This is a genomic window from Streptomyces sp. NPDC017890, assembly GCF_044328675.1.
In the GTDB taxonomy this organism is placed as follows: Bacteria; Actinomycetota; Actinomycetes; order Streptomycetales; family Streptomycetaceae; genus Streptomyces.
The window spans coordinates 166,237-185,064 of the sequence record NZ_JBIRHU010000020.1 but is presented as its reverse complement, the minus strand read 5'-3'; the positions used below and the strand labels follow the sequence as shown (position 1 = coordinate 185,064).

Here is an 18,828-nt window from a genome sequence, read left to right as displayed (position 1 = left end):
CGTGTGTGTCGTGGCCCGCCCCCCGGCCCCCCCCCCCCCCGGGGGGCTGGGCCGGGGGGCCCCCCCCCCCCCCCCCGCCCCGCGCCCCCCGCGGGGGGGGGGGGCCCCCCCCCCCCCCCCCCCCCCCCCCCCCCCGCCTCTTCCCGTGCCGGCGCACGCCTTCCGTGTGTGGGCCTTCGCACACTCCCCCGCCGCAGGTCAACGCCAGGTTGACTGGTGTTCGCGGGCCGTGGTGGACTTCCGGAGCCAATACGGCGGCAGGAGAGGAAGCCCGGTGCGAATCCGGCGCGGTCCCGCCACTGTGACCGGGGAACGGATCCCCGGGAGCCAGGAACTCTCACCGCCGGTCTCTTCGAACCAGGGCGTGGACACCCTGAGTGAGGACATACCGCCATGCTCGGCTGCCGATCGACGTTCAGTACCAGGTTCTTCCCTGACCGTGTGACCGGCTGAGCCCCGTGCGTGCCGAACGCGTCTTCGCGTACGGTGCCGCCGCCGGCCTCCTCGGTGACCTCCTCCTCGGCGATCCGCGCCGCGGACACCCGGTCGCCGCGTTCGGCCGTGCCGCCGGTGCCGTGGAACGGGTGCTGTGGCGGGACCACCGCGGGTGGGGCGCCCTGCACACCGCCGTGTGCGCCGGAGGCGCCGCCACCGTCGGGCTGGCCGCCACCCGCGCCGTACGCCGCTCCCCCGCCGCCTCCGTCGCACTGACCGCCGCCGCCACCTGGTCGGTCGTCGGCGGCACCTCGCTCGCCCGCGAGGCGAGCGCCATCGGCCGTGCCCTGGAGGCCGGCGACGTCGAGGCGGCCCGCGCGCGGCTGCCGCACCTGTGCGGGCGGGACCCGCAGGCGCTGGACGCCGACGGGATCGCCCGGGCCGTCGTGGAGTCCGTCGCCGAGAACACCTCGGACGCGGTGGTGGGCGCCCTGGTGTGGGGCGCGTTGGGCGGGGTGCCCGGACTGTTCGGCTTCCGGGCCGTGAACACCCTGGACGCGATGGTCGGCCACAAGTCCCCCAAGTACCGCCGCTACGGCTGGGCGTCGGCCCGCCTCGACGACCTCGCGGGCTGGCCGGGCGCCCGGCTGACCGCCGTCCTGGCCACCGTGGCCGGCGGCGACCCCCGTGGTGCGGTGCGCGCCTGGCGCGCCGACGCCGGACAGCACCCGAGTCCCAACGCCGGCCCGGTGGAGGCGTCCTTCGCGGGCGCCCTCGGCGTGCGGCTGGGCGGAACGCTCTCCTACGGCGGGCGGGTCGAGCACCGGCCCGTCCTCAACGGGGCGGCGGGACGCGCCGTCCGGGCCGGCCGCGGCGACATCGACCGGGCCGTCCGCCTCTCCCGGCGCGTGGGCTGGCTGGCGCTGGGCGTGTGCGCGGGCGCGCGGCTGCTGACCCGCCGGGCACTCACGAAGGGACGTGACTCATGAGCGGTGGCCTCCTCGTCGCCGGCACCACCTCCGACGCCGGCAAGAGCGTCGTCACCGCCGGGATCTGCCGCTGGCTGGTGCGGCAGGGCGTCAAGGTCGCGCCCTTCAAGGCGCAGAACATGTCGCTCAACTCCTTCGTCACCCGCGAGGGCGCCGAGATCGGGCGGGCGCAGGCCATGCAGGCCCAGGCGTGCCGTGTGGAGCCGACCGCGCAGATGAACCCGGTGCTGCTCAAGCCGGGCGGTGAACGCAGCAGCCAGGTCGTCCTGCTCGGCAAGCCGGTCGGTGAGATGAGCGCCCGCGGCTACCACGGCGGCCGCCAGCAGCAGTTGCTCGGCACCGTGCTGGACTGTCTGGCCGAGCTGCGGAGCACGTACGACGCGGTGATCTGTGAGGGGGCGGGCAGTCCGGCCGAGATCAACCTGCGCCGGACCGACATCGTGAACATGGGGGTCGCCCGGGGCGCCGGGCTCCCCGTCCTCGTCGTCGGCGACATCGACCGCGGCGGCGTCTTCGCCTCCTTCTTCGGCACGGTGGCGCTGCTGTCCCCCGAGGACCAGGCGCTCGTCGCCGGGTTCCTCGTCAACAAGTTCCGGGGCGACGTGTCGCTGCTGGAGCCGGGGCTGGAGATGCTGCACGGGCTCACCGGGCGGCACACGTACGGCGTGCTGCCCTTCCGGCACGGGCTCGGCATCGACGAGGAGGACGGGCTGCGGGTCTCGATGCGCGGGACGGTGCGGGAGTCGGTCGTCGCGCCGCCCGTCGGCGAGGACGTGCTGCGGGTCGCCGTCTGCGCCGTACCGCTGATGTCCAACTTCACGGACGTGGACGCGCTGGCCGCCGAACCCGGTGTCGTGGTGCGCTTCGTGGACCGGCCGGAGGAGCTGGCCGACGCGGACCTCGTCATCGTGCCGGGGACGCGCGGGACGGTCCGGGCACTGGAGTGGCTGCGGGAGCGCGGGCTCGCGGACGCCATCGCGCGCAGGGCGGCCGAGCGGCGGCCCGTGCTCGGCATCTGCGGCGGTTTCCAGCTGCTCGGCGAGCACATCGAGGACGAGGTCGAGTCCCGCGCCGGGCACGTGGACGGGCTCGGACTGCTGCCCGTGCGCGTGCGGTTCGCCCGCGAGAAGACCCTCACCCGACCGGTGGGCGAGGCCCTCGGCGAACGCGTCGAGGGGTACGAGATCCACCACGGGGTCGCCGAAGTCACGGGTGGTGAAGCCTTCCTGGACGGCTGCCGGGTCGGCCCGACCTGGGGTACGCACTGGCACGGCTCGCTGGAGTCGGACGACTTCCGGCGGGCGTTCCTCGGCGAGGTGGCGGCCGCCGCGGGCCGCCGCTTCGTACCCGCCCCCGACACGTCGTTCGCCGCGCTGCGCGAGGAGCAGCTCGACCGGCTCGGCGACCTGATCGAACACCACGCGGACACGGACGCGCTGTGGCGGCTCATCGAGTCCGGCGCGCCACAAGGACTGCCCTTCATTCCACCGGGAGCGCCCGCATGAGCACAGTGTTGTTGTTGTCGACCGCCGACACGGACCTGCTGGCGGCCCGCGCGTCGGACGCCGCCTACCGGATCGGCAACCCGACCCGGGTCGACGTGGCCCAGGAGCTGCCGGGGCTCGTCGAGGGCGCGGACATCGCCGTCGTACGTCTGCTGGGCGGCAAGCGCGCCTGGGAGGACGGGCTCGCCGCGCTGAAGGCCGCCGGCATCCCGACCGTCCTGCTGGGCGGCGAGAGCGTGCCGGACGCGGAGCTGATGGCCGAGTCCTCGGTGCCGGCCGGGGTGGTCGCGGAGGCGCTGCGCTACCTGGTCGAGGGCGGTCCCGCCAACCTCACCCAGCTCGCCCGGTTCCTCTCCGACACGGTGCTGCTGACCGGCGAGGGCTTCGACGAGCCGGAGAAGATGCCGGAGTTCGGCGTCCACGGCTCCCGGGACGTCGTGGAGGGGCGCCCGACGGTCGGCGTGCTCTTCTACCGCGCCCACCAGCTGAGCGGCAACACCGCCTTCGTCGACACGCTGTGCGACGCGATCGAGGCGCACGGCGCCAACGCACTGCCCGTGTACTGCGGTTCGCTGCGCGGCGCGGACGCCGGGCTGTACGAGCTGCTGGGCCGGGCGGACGCCCTGGTCGCGACGGTGCTCGCGGCCGGCGGCACGCACGCCTCGCAGGCGTCGGCGGGCGGCGACGAGGAGGCGTGGGACATCGGGGCGCTGGCCGACCTGAACGTGCCGGTGCTGCAAGGGCTCTGCCTCACCTCGTCCCGGGCGGCCTGGGAGGAGTCGGACGCCGCCCTCTCCCCCATGGACGCGGCGATGCAGGTCGCCATCCCCGAGTTCGACGGGCGGCTCGTCACCGTGCCGTTCTCCTTCAAGGAGCAGGGCCCCGACGACGTGCCGGTCTACGTCGCCGACCCCGAGCGGGCCGGGCGTGTCGCCGGTATCGCCGTACGGCACGCGGCCCTGGGGCACAAGGCGAACGCCGACAAGAAGCTCGCGCTGGTCTTCACCGCGTATCCGACCAAGCACTCCCGCGTCGGCAACGCGGTCGGTCTCGACACCCCGGCGTCGGCCGTGCGGGTCCTGGACGCGCTCAGGGACGCCGGGTACTCGCTCACCGACTACCCCTCCGGCGGCGACGAGCTGATCCACCGGCTGATCGAGGCAGGCGGACACGACGTCGAGTGGCTGACGGAGGACCAGCTGGCCGCCGCGCCCGCGCGGGTGCCGCTGGCCGACTACCGGGCGTGGTTCGAGAAGCTGGACCCGGAGTTGCGGGACGCCATGCGGGAGGCGTGGGGCGAGCCGCCCGGCTCGCTGTACGTCGACGGGGACGACATCGTGCTCGCGTCGCTCCAGTTCGGGAACGTCGTGGTCATGATCCAGCCGCCGCGCGGCTTCGGCGAGAACCCGATCGCGATCTACCACGACCCGGACATGCCGCCGTCGCACCACTACATGGCGGCGTACCGGTGGCTGGACAACAGCTTCGGTGCCGACGCGATCGTGCACATGGGCAAGCACGGCACGATGGAGTGGCTGCCGGGCAAGGGACTCGGGCTGAGCGCCGGCTGCGCGCCGGACGCGGTGCTGGGCGACCTGCCGCTGATCTACCCGTTCATCGTCAACGACCCCGGCGAGGGCACCCAGGCCAAGCGGCGCGGGCACGCCACGGTCGTCGACCACCTCGTGCCGCCGATGGCGCGGGCGGACACCTACGGTGATCTGGCCAAGCTGGAGCAGCTGCTCGACGAGTACGCGCTCGTCTCCGACCTGGACCCGGTGAAGGCGCCTGCCGTCCGGGCGCAGATCTGGACGCTGGTCAAGGCGGCCGAGCTCCACCACGACCTGCACGTGGACGACCAGCCGGACGACGACGCGTTCGACGAGTTCGTCATGCACATCGACGGCTATCTGTGCGAGATCAAGGACGTGCAGATCCGCGACGGCCTGCACATCCTGGGCGGCGGCCCGGTGGGCGAGCCGCGCGTCAACCTCGTCCTCGCGGTGCTGCGCGCCTCGCAGGTGTGGGGCGGGCAGGCGAACGCGCTGCCGGGTCTGCGGGCGTCGCTCGCCGAGCACTTCGGGCTGGTGGAGAAGGAGCTGCTGGCCGAGCCGGGCGCGCCGGTGAAGGTGCCGGTGGAGCTGACGGACCTGGTCGAGGGGCCCGCCCGCAGCGCCGCCGACGCCGTCGACCTGCTGGAGCAGCTGTGCCGGCGGTTCGCGGAGGGCATGGAGTCCCGGGCGTGGGACATCGCGGCCGTACCGGCTCTGGTGCGCGAGGTACTGCGCACCGAACTCCCCGACGCGGTGGCCGTGCTGGAGTTCGCCTGCGCCGAGGTCGTGCCGCGGCTCGCCCGGACGACGGACGAGATCGGGCACATCCTGCGGGCCCTGGACGGTGGTTACGTCCCGGCGGGGCCGTCCGGTTCGCCGACGCGCGGGCTGGTCAACGTGCTGCCGACCGGCCGGAACTTCTACTCCGTCGACCCGAAGGCGATCCCGTCCCGGCTGAGCTGGGAGGTCGGGCAGTCCCTCGCGGACTCGCTGATCCAGCGCTACCTGAGCGACACCGGCGAGTACCCGAAGTCCGTCGGCCTCACCGTGTGGGGCACGTCCGCGATGCGCACCCAGGGCGACGACATCGCCGAGATCCTCGCGCTGCTGGGCTGCCGTCCGGTGTGGGACGACGCGTCGCGCCGGGTCACCGGCTTCGAGGTGGTGCCGGTGACCGAGCTGGGCCGGCCGCGCGTCGACGTCACGGTGCGTATCTCGGGCTTCTTCCGGGACGCGTTCCCGCACGTCGTGGGGTTGATCGACGACGCGGTGCGGGCGGTGGCGGAGCTGGACGAGCCCGCCGACCAGAACTACGTACGCGCCCACGCCGACGCGGACACCGCCGAGCACGGCGACCGGCGCCGGGCGACGGCCCGCATCTTCGGTTCCAAGCCGGGCGCGTACGGCGCCGGTCTGCTGCCGCTGATCGACGCCCGCAACTGGCGCTCCGACGCGGACCTCGCCGAGGTGTACGCGGTGTGGGGCGGCTACGCCTACGGGCGCGGCCTGGACGGGCGCGCCGCGCGCGGGGACATGGAGACGGCGTTCCGGCGGATCGCGGTCGCCGCGAAGAACGTCGACACCCGCGAGCACGACCTCGTCGACGCCGACGACTACTTCCAGTACCACGGCGGCATGGTCGCGATGGTGCGCCATCTGACGGGGACCTCCCCGGAGGCGTACGTCGGCGACTCCGCCACGCCCGACCAGGTGAAGACCCGGACGCTGGGCGAGGAGACCCACCGGGTGTTCCGGGCCCGCGTGGTCAACCCGCGCTGGATGGCGGCGATGCGGCGGCACGGCTACAAGGGCGCCTTCGAGATGGCGGCCACCGTGGACTACCTCTTCGGGTACGACGCGACAGCCGGGGTGGTGGACGACTGGATGTACGAGAAGTTGTCGGCCGAGTACGTGTTCTCGCCCGAGAACCAGGCGTTCATGCGGAAGTCCAACCCCTGGGCCTTGCGCGGGATCACGGAAAGACTGCTGGAGGCGGCGGACCGCGGGCTGTGGGCGGAGCCGGACCAAGAGACCCTGGACCGGCTCCGGGCGACCTACCTCGAGCTTGAGGGCGATCTGGAGGGGGACGAGTGATCTCCCTTGATATCCCCGCGAGTGCGGGGAGCAGAGCAGCAGCTCGACCAAGTGGTCGTGCAGCAGCCGACCATCCCCGTCCTGACGGGGAGCAGACGACCACCTCGCCTGTCGGTGTCGCCTCACCGCTCCAGAACTTGCCTGCGCCACTCGAAGGAGTGATCTCCGCATGAACACGCCCTACCCGTTCACGGCAATCGTCGGGCAGGACGACCTACGGCTCGCTCTGCTTCTCAACGCCGTTTCGCCGAACATCGGTGGCGTGCTGGCCAGGGGTGAGAAGGGCACCGCCAAAAGCACGACCGTGCGGGCGTTGTCGACGCTGCTTCCTGAATTGGAGGTGGTTGCCGACTGCCGCTTCGCATGTGACCCCGGGGCCCCTGACCCGGGATGCCCGGACGGACCGCACCGGGCTGGTAAAAGCGTCAGGCGGCGGCCGTCGAGCATGGTCGAATTGCCTGTCGGAGCTTCCGAGGACCGGCTCATCGGAGCACTGGACATCGAACGCGCCCTCGCCGAGGGCGTCAAGACGTTCGAACCCGGGCTCCTCGCCTCCGCGAACAGGGGCATCCTCTACGTCGACGAAGTCAACCTGTTGCATGACCACTTGATCGACGTCTTGCTGGACGCGGCTGCCATGGGTGCCTCGTACGTGGAGCGCGAAGGTGTTTCCGTACGGCATGCGGCGCGGTTCCTGCTCGTGGGCACCATGAATCCGGAGGAAGGCGAACTGCGTCCCCAATTGCTGGACCGCTTCGGCCTCACCGTCGAGGTCACCGCCTCGCGCGAGCCCGGCCAGCGCGTCGAGGTCGTACGGCGCCGGCTGGCGTACGACGACGACCCCGACGGCTTCGCCACGCGCTGGGCCGACGAGGAGGCCGCCGTACGGGCGCGGATCGTGGCGGCGCGGGAGCTGCTGCCGTCGGTGCGGCTCGGCGACGGGGCGCTGCGGCAGATCGCGGCGACCTGCGCGGCCTTCGAGGTGGACGGCATGCGGGCCGACATCGTGATGGCGCGGACGGCGACCGCGCTGGCGGCGTGGGCCGGGCGGACCGACGTGCTCGCGGAGGACGTACGGCAGGCTGCGTTGCTCGCGCTGCCCCACCGGCGGCGGCGCAATCCCTTCGACGCCCCCGGGCTGGACGAGGACAAGCTGGACGAGACGCTGGAGGAGTTCGGCGGGCAGGACGGGGACGGTGGCGGGGACGACGATCCGGACCCGGGTCCCGACGGTCCTGGTGGTCCTGGTGGGCAGCCGGAGCCCGACGACGCCCCGCAGGGGGATGGTGACACCGCCGCGCGCCCCGAGGCCGGTGAGGGCGGGGAGCCGCAGCCTTCCGGCGGCGGTGCCGGTGAGCAGTCGCCCGTGCGGGCCGCCGAGCCGTTCCGTACGAAGGTGCTGAGCGTCCCCGGCCTCGGCGAGGGCGCCGCCGGGCGGCGTTCCCGGGCGCGGACCGAGCACGGGCGGACCACCGGGGCCCGGCGTCCCAAGGGGGCGCTGACCAAGCTGCACCTGGCCGCGACCGTGCGGGCCGCCGCTCCGCACCAGCGGGCGCGGGGCCGCTCGGGGCCCGGTCTGGTGGTCCGGCGGGACGACCTGCGGCAGGCGAGCCGCGAGGGCCGCGAGGGCAACCTCGTGCTGTTCGTCGTCGACGCCTCCGGGTCGATGGCGGCCCGGCAGCGGATGAGCGCCGTGAAGGGTGCCGTGCTGTCGCTGTTGCTGGACGCCTACCAGCGGCGGGACAAGGTGGGGTTGGTGACCTTCCGGGGTTCGGCCGCCGACGTCGCGCTGCCGCCGACCTCGTCGGTGGACGCGGCGGCGGTCCGGCTGGAGTCGCTGCCCACGGGCGGGCGTACGCCGCTGGCGGCGGGGCTGCTGCGCGCCCATGAGGTGCTGCGGGTGGAGCGGCTGCGGGACCCGGCGCGGCGGGCGCTGGTCGTGGTGGTGACGGACGGGCGGGCCACCGGTGGCCCCGAGCCGGTCGCGCTGGCCGGGCGGGCGGCGCGGCTGTTCGCGGCCGAGGGCACCGCCTCCGTGGTCGTGGACTGCGAGTCGGGGCCGGTGCGGCTCGGCCTGGCCGGGCAGCTCGCGGGTGAGCTGGGCGGTACGGCGGTGACGCTGGACGAGCTGCGGGCGGACTCGATCGCCGGTCTGGTGAAGGACGTGCAGGGCAACAGGAGGGCCGCGTAATGCCGCAGGGCAAGCCGAGTGTCGTACCGGACGACGGGCTCACGACGCGTCAGCGACGCAACCGGCCGCTGGTCGTGGTCCACACGGGCGTCGGCAAGGGCAAGTCCACCGCCGCCTTCGGGCTGGCGCTGCGCGCCTGGAACCAGGGGTGGCCGATCGGGGTGTTCCAGTTCGTCAAGTCGGCGAAGTGGAAGGTCGGCGAGGAGAACGCGCTGCGGGTGCTGGGCGCCAGTGGTGAGGGCGGGTCCGTCGACTGGCACAAGATGGGCGAGGGCTGGTCCTGGGTCCAGCGCGACGCGCAGATGGACAACGAGGAGAAGGCCCGGGAGGGCTGGGAGCAGGTCAAGCGGGACCTGGCCGCCGAGACGTACAAGCTCTATGTGCTGGACGAGTTCGCCTACCCGATGCACTGGGGGTGGGTCGACACCGACGAGGTCGTGTCCGTGCTGCGGGACCGGCCCGGGACCCAGCACGTCGTGATCACCGGGCGGAACGCCCCGGAGAAGCTGGTCGAGTGTGCCGACCTCGTCACCGACATGTCCAAGGTCAAGCACCCGATGGACGCGGGGCAGAAGGGGCAGAGGGGCATCGAGTGGTGACCTCGCTCCCGGCCGGCTCCGTGCCCCGGCTGGTCGTCGCCGCGCCCTCCTCGGGCAGCGGCAAGACCACCGTCGCCACCGGCTTGATGGCCGCGCTCGCGGCGCGCGGGCTCGCCGTGTCGCCGCACAAGGTCGGGCCCGACTACATCGACCCCGGCTACCACGCGCTCGCCACCGGGCGGGTGGGGCGGAACCTGGACGCGTACCTGTGCGGGGCGGAGCTGGTGGCTCCGCTGTTCCTGCACGGGGCGCGCGGCTGCGACATCGCGGTCGTCGAGGGTGTGATGGGGCTGTACGACGGTGCCGCCGGGGAGGGCGAACTGGCGTCCACCGCCCATGTCGCCAAACTGCTGCGCGCGCCGGTCGTGCTGATCGTCGACGCGTCGTCGCAGTCGCGGTCGGTGGCGGCTCTGGTGCACGGGTTCGCGTCCTGGGACCCGGAGGTGCGGGTCGGGGGCGTGATCCTCAACAAGGTGGGGTCGGACCGGCACGAGGCGCTGCTGCGGGAGGCCTTGGATTCGGCGGGGGTGCCGGTGCTGGGGGTGCTGCGGCGGGCGGCGCCGGTCCGGACGCCGTCGCGGCATCTGGGGCTGGTGCCGGTCGCCGAGCGGGGCTCGGAGGCGGTCGAGGCCGTCGCGGCGATGGCCGCGCTGGTCGTTGACGGGTGTGATCTGGAGGCGTTGGTGGCGTTGGCGCGCGGCGCCGGGCCGTTGCCAGGGGGTTCTGCCCCCTGGACGCCCGGATCTGTGCCCGGGCCGCGCCCGACCCGGTCCACCGAGAAGTCACCCCCGCGTGTCGCCGTCGCCGGCGGTCCCGCCTTCACCTTCTCCTACGCCGAGCACTCCGAGCTGCTCGCCGCCGCCGGGGCCGAGGTCGTCACCTTCGACCCGTTGCGGGACGAGGAACTCCCCGAGGGGACCGGCGGGCTCGTCATCGGCGGCGGGTTCCCCGAGGTGTACGCGTCCGAGCTGTCCGCCAACGAGGCGCTGCGCAAGGCCGTCGCCGAGCTGGCGTTGAGCGGTGCTCCCGTCGCTGCCGAGTGCGCGGGGATGCTGTATCTGTGCCGGGAGCTGGACGGACTGCCCATGTGCGGGGTGCTGGACGCCTCCGCGCGGATGTCGGAGCGGCTGACGCTGGGCTACCGGGACGCCGTCGCCGTGTCCGACAGCGCGCTGGCCGTCACGGGGACGCGGATGCGGGGGCACGAGTTCCACCGGACGGTCGTGGAGCCGGGGGCCGGGGCGGCGCCGGCGTGGGGGATGCGGGCGCCCGAGCGGCGCGTCGAGGGATTTGTGGAGCGCGGTGTGCACGCGAGCTATCTGCACACGCACTGGGCGTCCGAGCCCGGTGTCGCCCGTCGGTTCGTGGAAAGGTGCCGGACGTCATGAGCAGCAGGCTGATCGGGGTGGGAGTCGGGCCCGGGGACCCCGAGCTGGTGACCGTCAAGGGGGTCAACGCGCTGCGGGCCGCCGAGGTCGTCGTCGTGCCCGTGATGGCTGCGTCTGACGGGAAGGACGGCGGCGAGCCGGGGCGCGCCGAGGCGACCGTGCTGCACTACGTGGGCGCCGAGAAGGTCGTACGGGTCGTGTTCGCGCTCAACGAGCGCACCGACCGGGCACGGCGCGAGGCCGCCTGGGACGCGGCCGGGGAGCGGGTCGCCGGACTGCTTCGGGAGCACGGCAGCGTCGCCTTCGCCACCATCGGCGACCCCAACGTGTACTCGACCTTCACCTATCTCGCGCACACCGTCGGCAGCCTCGTGCCGGGCACCGTCGTGGAGACCGTGCCGGGCATCACCGCCATGCAGGACCTCGCGGCGCGGTCGGGTGCCGTGCTGACGGAGGGCACCGAGCCGCTGACGCTGGTGCCGGTCACCGCGGGGTCCGGCGTGCTCAAGGACGCGTTGAACGGGCCCGGCACGGTCGTCGCCTACAAGTTCGGCCGGCAGGCCGCCGAGGTCGCCGAGGCGCTGCGGGAGACCGGGCGGCTCGACGACGCCGTGTGGGGGTCGTCGCTGGGGCTGCCCGAGGAGTCCGTACGGGCGGCTGCCGAACTGGACGACGGGCCGCTGCCCTATCTGTCGACGCTCATCGCGCCCGCCCGGCGCGAGGGCGGGCGGGGCGGGAAGTTGTGAACCCCCCGGGCCGGCGCGCCTCATTCGGCCACGCCCACCACCAGCCAGATGAACGCCACGCCCGCGACCGTGCACAGCAGGGTCGAGCGGGCGGGGTGCTCGTGATGGGCCTCGGGCAGGATCTCGGCGGCGGCGAGGTAGAGCAGTACGCCGCCGAACAGGCCGAGATACGCGCCGAGTACGCCCTCCGGGATCGAGAAGAGGAGGGTGGAGGCGGCACCGGCCACGGGCGCCACGGCGTCGGCGACCAGCATGGCGATCGCGCGGCGGCGGGCGTTCCCGTACAGGCTGGTCAGCGTGTAGGTGTTGAAGCCGTCCGCGAAGTCGTGGGCGATCACGGCCATCGCGACCGCCGCGCCCATGCCGCCGCCGACCTGGAAGGCCGCGCCGATCGCCACGCCGTCCATCGCGCTGTGCCCGACCATCGCGGCGGCGGCCGTCAGGCCCACCTGGGGCGAGCGCTGTCCGTGTTCGTCGGCGCCGTGCGCGGCGCGGCGGGCGGCCAGCAGGCGTTCCACGAGGTGCGCGAGCAGGAATCCGGCGACGAAGAGCAGCAGCGCCTCCGGCACGCCGAACACCTCGTCGCCGGCCGCCTGAAGCGCCTCCGGCAGCAGGTCGAGGCCGACCACGCCCAGCATCAGGCCGCCGGCCAGGCCCAGGACCAGGTGGCGCCGGTCGGTCACCCGCTGTGCCGTCCAGCCGCCGGCCAGCGTCATCAGGAACGCGCCGAGCGCGACGAAGACCGCCATGGGCCCTTGCTATCCGATCAGAGCGCGTATCCGTGCGCACGACAGCAGCAACCGCAGTAAATATGCGTAGGAGAGGACCGATTCCCATGGCTCCCGAGGCTTCCGAGGCTTCCGAGGTTCCCGTGACTTCCACGGCCGGTGCGGCCGGGGACCCCGTCGGCAAGGTGACCTTCGTCGGTGCCGGTCCCGGCGCCGCCGACCTGCTGACGTTCCGCGCCGCGCGTGCCATCGCCGAGGCCGACGTGGTGATCTGGGCGGCGAGCCTGGTCCAGGCCGAGGTCCTCCAGCACGCGCGGGAGGACGCGGAGGTCCTGGACTCGGCGACGATGTCGCTGGAGGACGTCGTCGCCGTCTACCGGCGGGCGCGCCGGGAGGGGCTGCGGGTTGCCCGCATCCACTCCGGCGACCCGGCCCTGTGGGGTGGCACGCAGGAGCAGCTCGACCGGTGCGCCGAGATCGGCATCGCGACCGAGATCGTGCCCGGCGTCTCCGCCTTCTCCGCGGTCGCCGCGCTCGCGCGGCGGGAGCTGACCATCCCGGAGGTCGCGCAGTCCGTCGTCCTCACCCGGCTCGGCGGCGGCAAGACGCCGATGCCGCCCGGGGAGGAGGTCCGCGAGTTCGCCAAGCACGGCACCACCATGGCGATCTTCCTGTCGGCGGCCCGCAGCGGCCAGCTGGTGCGGGAGCTGCTGGAGGGCGGCTACCCGACCGAGACGCCGGTCGTCGTCGCGTACCAGGCCACCTGGCCGGAGGAGCTGGTCGTGCGGTGCACGATCGGCACGCTGGAGGAGACGGTCAAGGAGCACAAGCTCTGGAAGCACACGCTGTTCCTGGTCGGCCCGGCCCTCGACGCGCACGGCACCCGCTCGCACCTGTACCACCCGGGGCACTTCCACGGCTATCGCAAGGCCGACCCCCAGGCTCGCAGGGAGCTGCGCACCCGGGGCGCGAGCACGTGATCACCGTGGTGGGGACGGGGACCGGCGCGCCGCCCGGCGAGGACGTCGCCGCCGGTGCGGAGCTGGTCGTCGGCGGGCGGCGCCACCTGGACGCCGTACGGCTGCCGGACGGTGCCGAGCGGGTCGTGCTCGGGGCGCTCGCGCCCGCCCTCGACACGATCGCGGAGTACGTCGCGAAGGGGCGGCGGGTGGTCGTGCTGGCCTCCGGTGACCCGGGGTTCTTCGGGATCGTGCGGGCGCTGGCCGAGCGGTTCGGGCCCGAGCGGCTCGACGTCCGGCCCGGTGTCTCCTCCGTCTCCGCCGCGTTCGCGCGGGTCGGGCTGCCGTGGGACGACGCGGTGGTGGCCAGCGCGCACGGGCGGGACCTGCGGACGGCGGTGAACCTGTGCCGGGCCCACCCGAAGGTCGCCGTGCTGACGGGGCCCGGGGCCGGTCCGGCGGAGCTCGGCGCCGCGCTGCGGTCCGACGCGCGGGTCCTCGTCGTCGCCTGCGCGCTGGGCTCCGCCGGGGAGCGCGTGGAGCGGTTGACGCCCGCCGAGGCCGCCGTCCGTGACTGGGGGTCGGAGGTGAGCGTGGTGCTGTGCCTGGACGAGGCTCGGGCGCTGGGCCCGGTACGGACGATCGCCGGGCCGCCGCGGCCGCCGGCCGCCGGATGGGCGCTGGACGAGGCCGCGTTCGCCCATCGCGACTCGATGATCACGAAGTTCGAGGTGCGGGCGCTGGCGCTGGCCCGGCTCGGACCCCGCCCCGGCGACCTGGTCTGGGACATCGGCGCGGGCTCCGGATCCGTCGCCGTGGAGTGCGCGCGGCTCGGCGCCGCCGTCACCGCCGTCGAGAAGACGCCGGACGGTGTCGAGCGCGTCCGCGCCAACGCCGCCGCGCACGGCGTCGACGTCCGGGTGGTGCACGGGTCGGCACCCACCGTGCTGTCCGGCCTGGACGCCGACCCCGACGCCGTGTTCGTCGGCGGTGGCGGGCGCGAACTGCCCGCGATCGTCGCGCAGTGCGCGCGGCGGGCGCGGCGGGCCGTGGTCGTCGCCATGGCCGCGCTGGACCGGGTGCCGGCGGCCCGCCGGGCGCTGCTCGACGCCGGACTGGAGTGCGACGGCGTGCTGCTGCAGTCGTCCCGGCTCGCGCCGCTGCCGGGGGACGTGACCCGGCTCGCGGCCACCAATCCCGTCTTCCTGCTGTGGGGCGTGAGGCCGCACAGCCGTACCGAAGGAGTTGCCCCTTGATCGGCCTCATTTCCGCCACCGCGGCGGGAGCGGCGGCGCGGGACCGGCTGGCCGCGGCGTGGCCGGACCGCACGCGCGTCTACGGGGGTCCCGTCGCGGACGCCGTACGGACCGCGTTCGCCGAGTGCGAGCAGCTCGTGTGCTTCCTGGCCACGGGGGCCGTGGTCCGGCTCGTGGCGCCGCTGCTGGACGACAAGCGGACCGATCCGGGCGTGGTGTGCGTCGACGAGGGCGGGCGGTTCGCCGTGTCGCTGGTCGGCGGCCACGGGGGCGGCGCCAACGAACTCGCCCGCGCGGTCGGCGGGGTGCTGGGCGCCGAGCCGGTGGTGACGACGGCGACGGACGCCGTGGGGCTGGCCGGCCTGGACACCCTCGGGCTGCCCGTGGAGGGCGATGTCGCCGGCGTCTCGCGGGCCCTGCTGGACGGCGAGCCGGTCGCGCTGCGGGCGGAGGTGAGCTGGCCGCTGCCGCCGCTGCCCGTCGCTGGGGAGGGCGCGTACACGGTCCGGGTGACCGACCGCCTGGTGGAGTCGGCCGAGCGGGAGGCCGTCCTGCGCCCGCCGTCCCTGGTCGTCGGCGTCGGCGCGTCCAGGGGCGCGCCGGTCGACGAGGTGTACGGGCTGGTGGAGGAGGCCCTGCGGGACGCCGGGCTGTCCGCCGCGTCGGTCGCCTGGCTGGCCACCGTGGACGCCAAGGCCGAGGAGCCCGGGATCGTCGGCGCGGCCGAACGGCTGGGCGTGCCCGTGGTGACGTACCCCGCCGCGGAGCTGGCGGGTGTCGAGGTGCCCAACCCCTCCGACGCCCCGCTGGCGGCCGTGGGAACCCCGTCGGTCGCGGAGGCGGCGGCGCTCGTGCGCGGCGGTGAACTCCTCGTGCCCAAGCGGAAGTCGGCGGCGAGCCCTGCGATGGCGACCTGTGCCCTCGTACGGCGGCCGGGGCGCGGTCGGCTCGCGGTGGTCGGGCTCGGGCCGGGCGCCCGGGACCTGGTCACGCCGCGCGCGCAGGCCGAGCTGCGGCGGGCCTCGGTGCTGGTCGGCCTCGACCAGTACGTCGACCAGATCCGCGACCTGCTGCGGCCCGGCACCCGGGTCCTGGAGTCGGGCCTCGGCGCCGAGGAGGAACGGGCGCGGACCGCGGTCGAACAGGCCCGGCGCGGGCACGCCGTCGCCCTGATCGGCAGCGGGGACGCCGGGGTGTACGCCATGGCCTCCCCGGCGCTGGCGGAGGCGTCCGACGACATCGACGTGGTCGGGGTGCCGGGCGTGACGGCGGCGCTGGCGGCCGGCGCGATCCTGGGGGCACCGCTCGGCCACGACCACGTGTCGATCAGCCTGTCCGACCTGCACACGCCGTGGGAGGTCATCGAGCGGCGGGTGCGGGCGGCGGCCGAGGCGGACCTCGTCGTGACGTTCTACAACCCGCGCAGCCGGGGCCGGGACTGGCAGCTGCCCAAGGCGCTGGCGATCCTCGCGGAGCACCGGGAGCCGGCGACGCCGGTGGGTGTCGTGCGCAACGCGTCGCGGGCCGACGAGTCCAGCCGTCTGACCACGCTCGCCGCCCTCGACCCGGCGACGGTCGACATGATGACGGTCGTGACGGTGGGCAACACCGCGACCCGTCGGATCGCCGGGCGCATGGTGACGCCGCGCGGCTACCGCTGGCAGGCGGCATCGACGAGCGGCTCCGCCGCGGGGTCCGAGGAGGGTCCGAAGTGAGCCGTGTCGTGCACCCCATCGAGCAGGAGTCCTTCCGGCGGCTGCGCGCCCGGCTGGACACGTCGCACTTCCCGCCGCTGACCCGGGCGGTCGTGGAGCGGGTCATCCACTCCGCCGCCGACCTGGAGTACGCCACCGACCTCGTCACGGACGAGGCCGCTCTGGAGAAGGCCTACGCCGCGCTGCACGCCGGGGCGCCCGTCGTCGTGGACGTCGAGATGGTCGCCGCGGGCATCACCCGGCGCGAGACGGTGTGCCGCCTCGGGGAAGCCCGGTCCGGGCCCGGTCTGACCCGCTCCGCGCACGCCGTGCGGCTGGCGTACGAGCAGGTCGGGCCGGGCGCTCTGTGGGTGATCGGCTGCGCGCCGACCGCCCTGGAGGAGCTGCTCACCCTGGACGCCGCCCCGGCGCTCGTCATCGGTCTGCCCGTCGGCTTCGTCGGCGCGGCCGAGTCGAAGGCCGCGTTGCGCGTCAGCGGGCTGCCCGCCGTCAGCAACGTGTCCGAGAAGGGCGGTTCGGCGGTCGCCGCCGCCGCGCTCAACGCCCTGCTGTACCACCCCACTTCGTACTCCGAGTATTCCGAGTGTTCTGAGGAGAAATCGTGACCACCCCGCCGCCCGCCCTGCTCATCGCCGGACACGGCACCCGGGACGAGGCCGGAGCCGAGGCGTTCCGCGACTTCGTGCGCGAGCTGGGCCGCCGCCACCCCGAACTGCCCGTCGCGGGCGGCTTCATCGAGCTGTCCCCGCCGCCGCTGGGCGAGGCCGTCACCGAGCTGGTCGAGCGCGGGGTGCGCCGGTTCGCCGCCGTGCCGCTGATGCTGGTGTCCGCCGGGCACGCCAAGGGTGACATCCCGGCGGCGCTGTCCCGCGAGAAGGAGCGGCATCCCGGCATCTCCTACACGTACGGGCGCCCGCTGGGCCCGCACCCCGCTCTGCTGCGGGTGCTGGAGCGGCGGCTCGCGGAGGCGGTCGACCCGTCCTGGGACCCCGCCGAGGTGACCGTGCTGCTGGTCGGGCGCGGCTCGACGGACCCGGACGCCAACGCGGAGGTGTTCAAGGCGGCGCGGCTGCTGTGGGAGGGGCGCGGGTACGGGGCCGTGGAGACGGCGTTCGTGTCGCTGGCGAAGCCGGACGTGCCGGGCGGCCTGGACCGGTGCGTGCGGCTGGGGGCGCGGCGGGTCGTGGTCCTGCCGTACTTCCTGTTCACCGGCATCCTCCCGGACCGGGTCCGGCACCAGACCGAGCAGTGGGCCGCCGCGCACCCGGAGACGGAGGTGCGGTCGGCCGACGTCATCGGGCCGGAGCCGGAGCTGCTCGACCTGGTGTGGGAGCGGTACGAGGAGGCGGTGAAGGGCGACCTCCGGATGAACTGCGACTCGTGCGTGTACCGGATCGCGCTGCCCGGGTTCGAGGACAAGGTGGGGCTGCCGCAGCAGCCGCACTTCCACCCCGACGACGACGGCCATCACCACCACGGGCACCATCACGGGCATGGACACGCACACTCCCATGCGCACTGAGGACGGGGCCGGGGCCGGTTTCGGGGGCCCCGACCTGCGGCACCACGGGGACGCCGAGGTCCGCGACGACGGCTCGGTACTGGTGGACCTCGCGGTGAACGTCCGCGCGGACACGCCGCCGGCCTGGCTGCGCGAGCACGTCGCCGCCTCGCTCGGCTCCCTCGCGGCCTACCCGGACGGGCGGGCCGCGCGGGCGGCGGTGGCGGCGCGGCACGGGCTGCCGGTGGAGAGGGTGCTGCTGACGGCGGGCGCGGCCGAGGCGTTCGTGCTGCTGGCGCGGGCGCTGAAGGTGCGCCGGCCGGTCGTGGTGCACCCCCAGTTCACGGAGCCGGAGGCGGCGCTGCGGGACGCGGGGCACACGGTCGACCGGGTGCTGCTGCGGGAGGCGGACGGCTTCCGGCTGGACCCGGCGGCCGTCCCCGAGGACGCCGACCTGGTGGTGATCGGCAACCCGACGAACCCTACGTCGGTGCTGCACCCGGCGGCCGCGCTCACGGAACTGGCCCGCCCCGGGCGGACGCTGGTCGTGGACGAGGCGTTCATGGACGCGGTGCCGGGCGAGCGGGAGGCGCTGGCCGGGCGCACGGACGTGCCCGGGCTGGTCGTCCTGCGCAGCCTCACCAAGACGTGGGGGCTGGCCGGGCTGCGCATCGGATACGTCCTGGCTGACCCGGAGACGGTCACCGGTCTGGAGCGCGCCCAGCCGCTGTGGCCCGTGTCCACGCCCGCGCTGGCCGCGGCCGAGGTGTGCGTGGCGCCACAGGCGCTGGCGGAGGCCGCCCACGCCGCCTACCGCGTCGCCGCGGACCGGGAGCGTCTCGTCGCCGGGCTGGCGGAGTTCACCGGTGCCGGACTGCGGGTCGTCGAGCCCGCCGAGGGCCCTTTCGTCCTCGTCCGCCTGCCGGACGCCGCCGCGGTACGCCACCGGCTGCGCGGCCTCGGGTACGCGGTACGGCGCGGGGACACGTTCCCGGGGCTGGGCGAGGAGTGGCTGCGCCTGGCGGTACGGGACCGGTCCACGACGGACGGCTTCCTGCGGGCGCTGGGGCGAGCGGTGGCGGACCCTGCCTGTGCGGGGTACGGCGCTGCCCCGAGGTGCACGGCACCGGCCTGAGGGCGTACGGCGCCGGCCTGAGGGCGTACGGCGC

Annotated in this window: 14 protein-coding genes and 1 riboswitch; of the genes, 13 read left to right on the top strand and 1 reads right to left on the bottom strand. The window is 74.6% G+C overall.

The features are described 5' to 3' along the window. Nucleotides 1-214: 214 nt before the first annotated feature. Nucleotides 215-359, top strand: a riboswitch (cobalamin riboswitch). Between the two features lie 99 nt (nt 360-458). The 7 genes from ACH4F2_RS26065 to cobI all read left to right on the top strand — a co-directional run bounded on the left by ACH4F2_RS26065 (nt 459) and on the right by cobI (nt 11,500). Continuing rightward, nucleotides 459-1,424 carry a cobalamin biosynthesis protein gene (locus ACH4F2_RS26065; protein ID WP_398135159.1) on the top strand — a complete coding sequence of 322 codons (966 nt, stop codon included), beginning with the start codon at nt 459-461 and terminating at the stop codon, nt 1,422-1,424. Then, on the top strand, nt 1,421-2,929 hold the full coding sequence (locus tag ACH4F2_RS26060) for a cobyric acid synthase (protein ID WP_398135158.1): 1,509 nt from the start codon (nt 1,421-1,423) through the stop codon (nt 2,927-2,929). Before ACH4F2_RS26065 ends, ACH4F2_RS26060 begins: the two co-directional genes overlap by 4 nt. Beyond that, the gene (gene cobN, locus ACH4F2_RS26055) at nt 2,926-6,576 is read left to right on the top strand and encodes a cobaltochelatase subunit CobN (protein ID WP_398135157.1); all 3,651 of its coding nucleotides are present in this window, start codon (nt 2,926-2,928) and stop codon (nt 6,574-6,576) included. The genes ACH4F2_RS26060 and cobN overlap by 4 nt, the downstream gene beginning before the upstream one ends. Nucleotides 6,577-6,745: 169 nt before the next feature. Further along, the gene (locus tag ACH4F2_RS26050) at nt 6,746-8,767 is read left to right on the top strand and encodes a putative cobaltochelatase (RefSeq protein ID WP_398135156.1); all 2,022 of its coding nucleotides are present in this window, start codon (nt 6,746-6,748) and stop codon (nt 8,765-8,767) included. Beyond that, nucleotides 8,767-9,366, top strand: coding sequence for a cob(I)yrinic acid a,c-diamide adenosyltransferase (gene cobO / locus ACH4F2_RS26045; protein ID WP_351399284.1), 600 nt, complete (start codon nt 8,767-8,769; stop codon nt 9,364-9,366). The genes ACH4F2_RS26050 and cobO overlap by 1 nt, the downstream gene beginning before the upstream one ends. After that, nucleotides 9,363-10,754: a cobyrinate a,c-diamide synthase gene (locus ACH4F2_RS26040; RefSeq protein WP_398135155.1), complete on the top strand. Its 1,392-nt coding sequence runs from the start codon at nt 9,363-9,365 to the stop codon at nt 10,752-10,754. Before cobO ends, ACH4F2_RS26040 begins: the two co-directional genes overlap by 4 nt. After that, the gene (cobI, locus tag ACH4F2_RS26035; protein WP_398135154.1) at nt 10,751-11,500 is read left to right on the top strand and encodes a precorrin-2 C(20)-methyltransferase; all 750 of its coding nucleotides are present in this window, start codon (nt 10,751-10,753) and stop codon (nt 11,498-11,500) included. Before ACH4F2_RS26040 ends, cobI begins: the two co-directional genes overlap by 4 nt. 20 nt (nt 11,501-11,520) lie before the next feature. Here the strand turns inward: cobI and ACH4F2_RS26030 are convergent, their stop codons facing one another. Continuing rightward, nucleotides 11,521-12,249, bottom strand: coding sequence for a ZIP family metal transporter (locus ACH4F2_RS26030; protein ID WP_398135153.1), 729 nt, complete (start codon nt 12,247-12,249; stop codon nt 11,521-11,523). A gap of 86 nt (nt 12,250-12,335) precedes the next feature. On the opposite strand from ACH4F2_RS26030, the gene cobM reads away from it, so the two are divergent. The 6 genes from cobM to cobC are packed head-to-tail and all read left to right on the top strand — an operon-like array spanning nt 12,336 to nt 18,794. After that, entirely contained in the window at nt 12,336-13,208 is an 873-nt protein-coding gene (gene cobM, locus ACH4F2_RS26025) for a precorrin-4 C(11)-methyltransferase (RefSeq protein ID WP_398135152.1), read from the top strand. After that, on the top strand, nt 13,205-14,443 hold the full coding sequence (gene cbiE, locus ACH4F2_RS26020; RefSeq protein ID WP_398135151.1) for a precorrin-6y C5,15-methyltransferase (decarboxylating) subunit CbiE: 1,239 nt from the start codon (nt 13,205-13,207) through the stop codon (nt 14,441-14,443). Before cobM ends, cbiE begins: the two co-directional genes overlap by 4 nt. Continuing rightward, nucleotides 14,440-16,158 (top strand): precorrin-3B C(17)-methyltransferase, encoded by a 1,719-nt coding sequence (gene cobJ / locus ACH4F2_RS26015; protein WP_398135150.1) that lies wholly within the window; start codon nt 14,440-14,442, stop codon nt 16,156-16,158. Before cbiE ends, cobJ begins: the two co-directional genes overlap by 4 nt. Continuing rightward, on the top strand, nt 16,155-16,763 hold the full coding sequence (locus ACH4F2_RS26010) for a precorrin-8X methylmutase (protein WP_398135149.1): 609 nt from the start codon (nt 16,155-16,157) through the stop codon (nt 16,761-16,763). Before cobJ ends, ACH4F2_RS26010 begins: the two co-directional genes overlap by 4 nt. Continuing rightward, a complete protein-coding gene (locus tag ACH4F2_RS26005; RefSeq protein WP_398135148.1) occupies nt 16,760-17,680 on the top strand; it encodes a sirohydrochlorin chelatase in 921 nt (306 codons plus the stop codon). Before ACH4F2_RS26010 ends, ACH4F2_RS26005 begins: the two co-directional genes overlap by 4 nt. Beyond that, nucleotides 17,652-18,794, top strand: coding sequence for an Rv2231c family pyridoxal phosphate-dependent protein CobC (cobC, locus tag ACH4F2_RS26000; protein ID WP_398135147.1), 1,143 nt, complete (start codon nt 17,652-17,654; stop codon nt 18,792-18,794). Before ACH4F2_RS26005 ends, cobC begins: the two co-directional genes overlap by 29 nt. Nucleotides 18,795-18,828 lie beyond the last annotated feature (34 nt).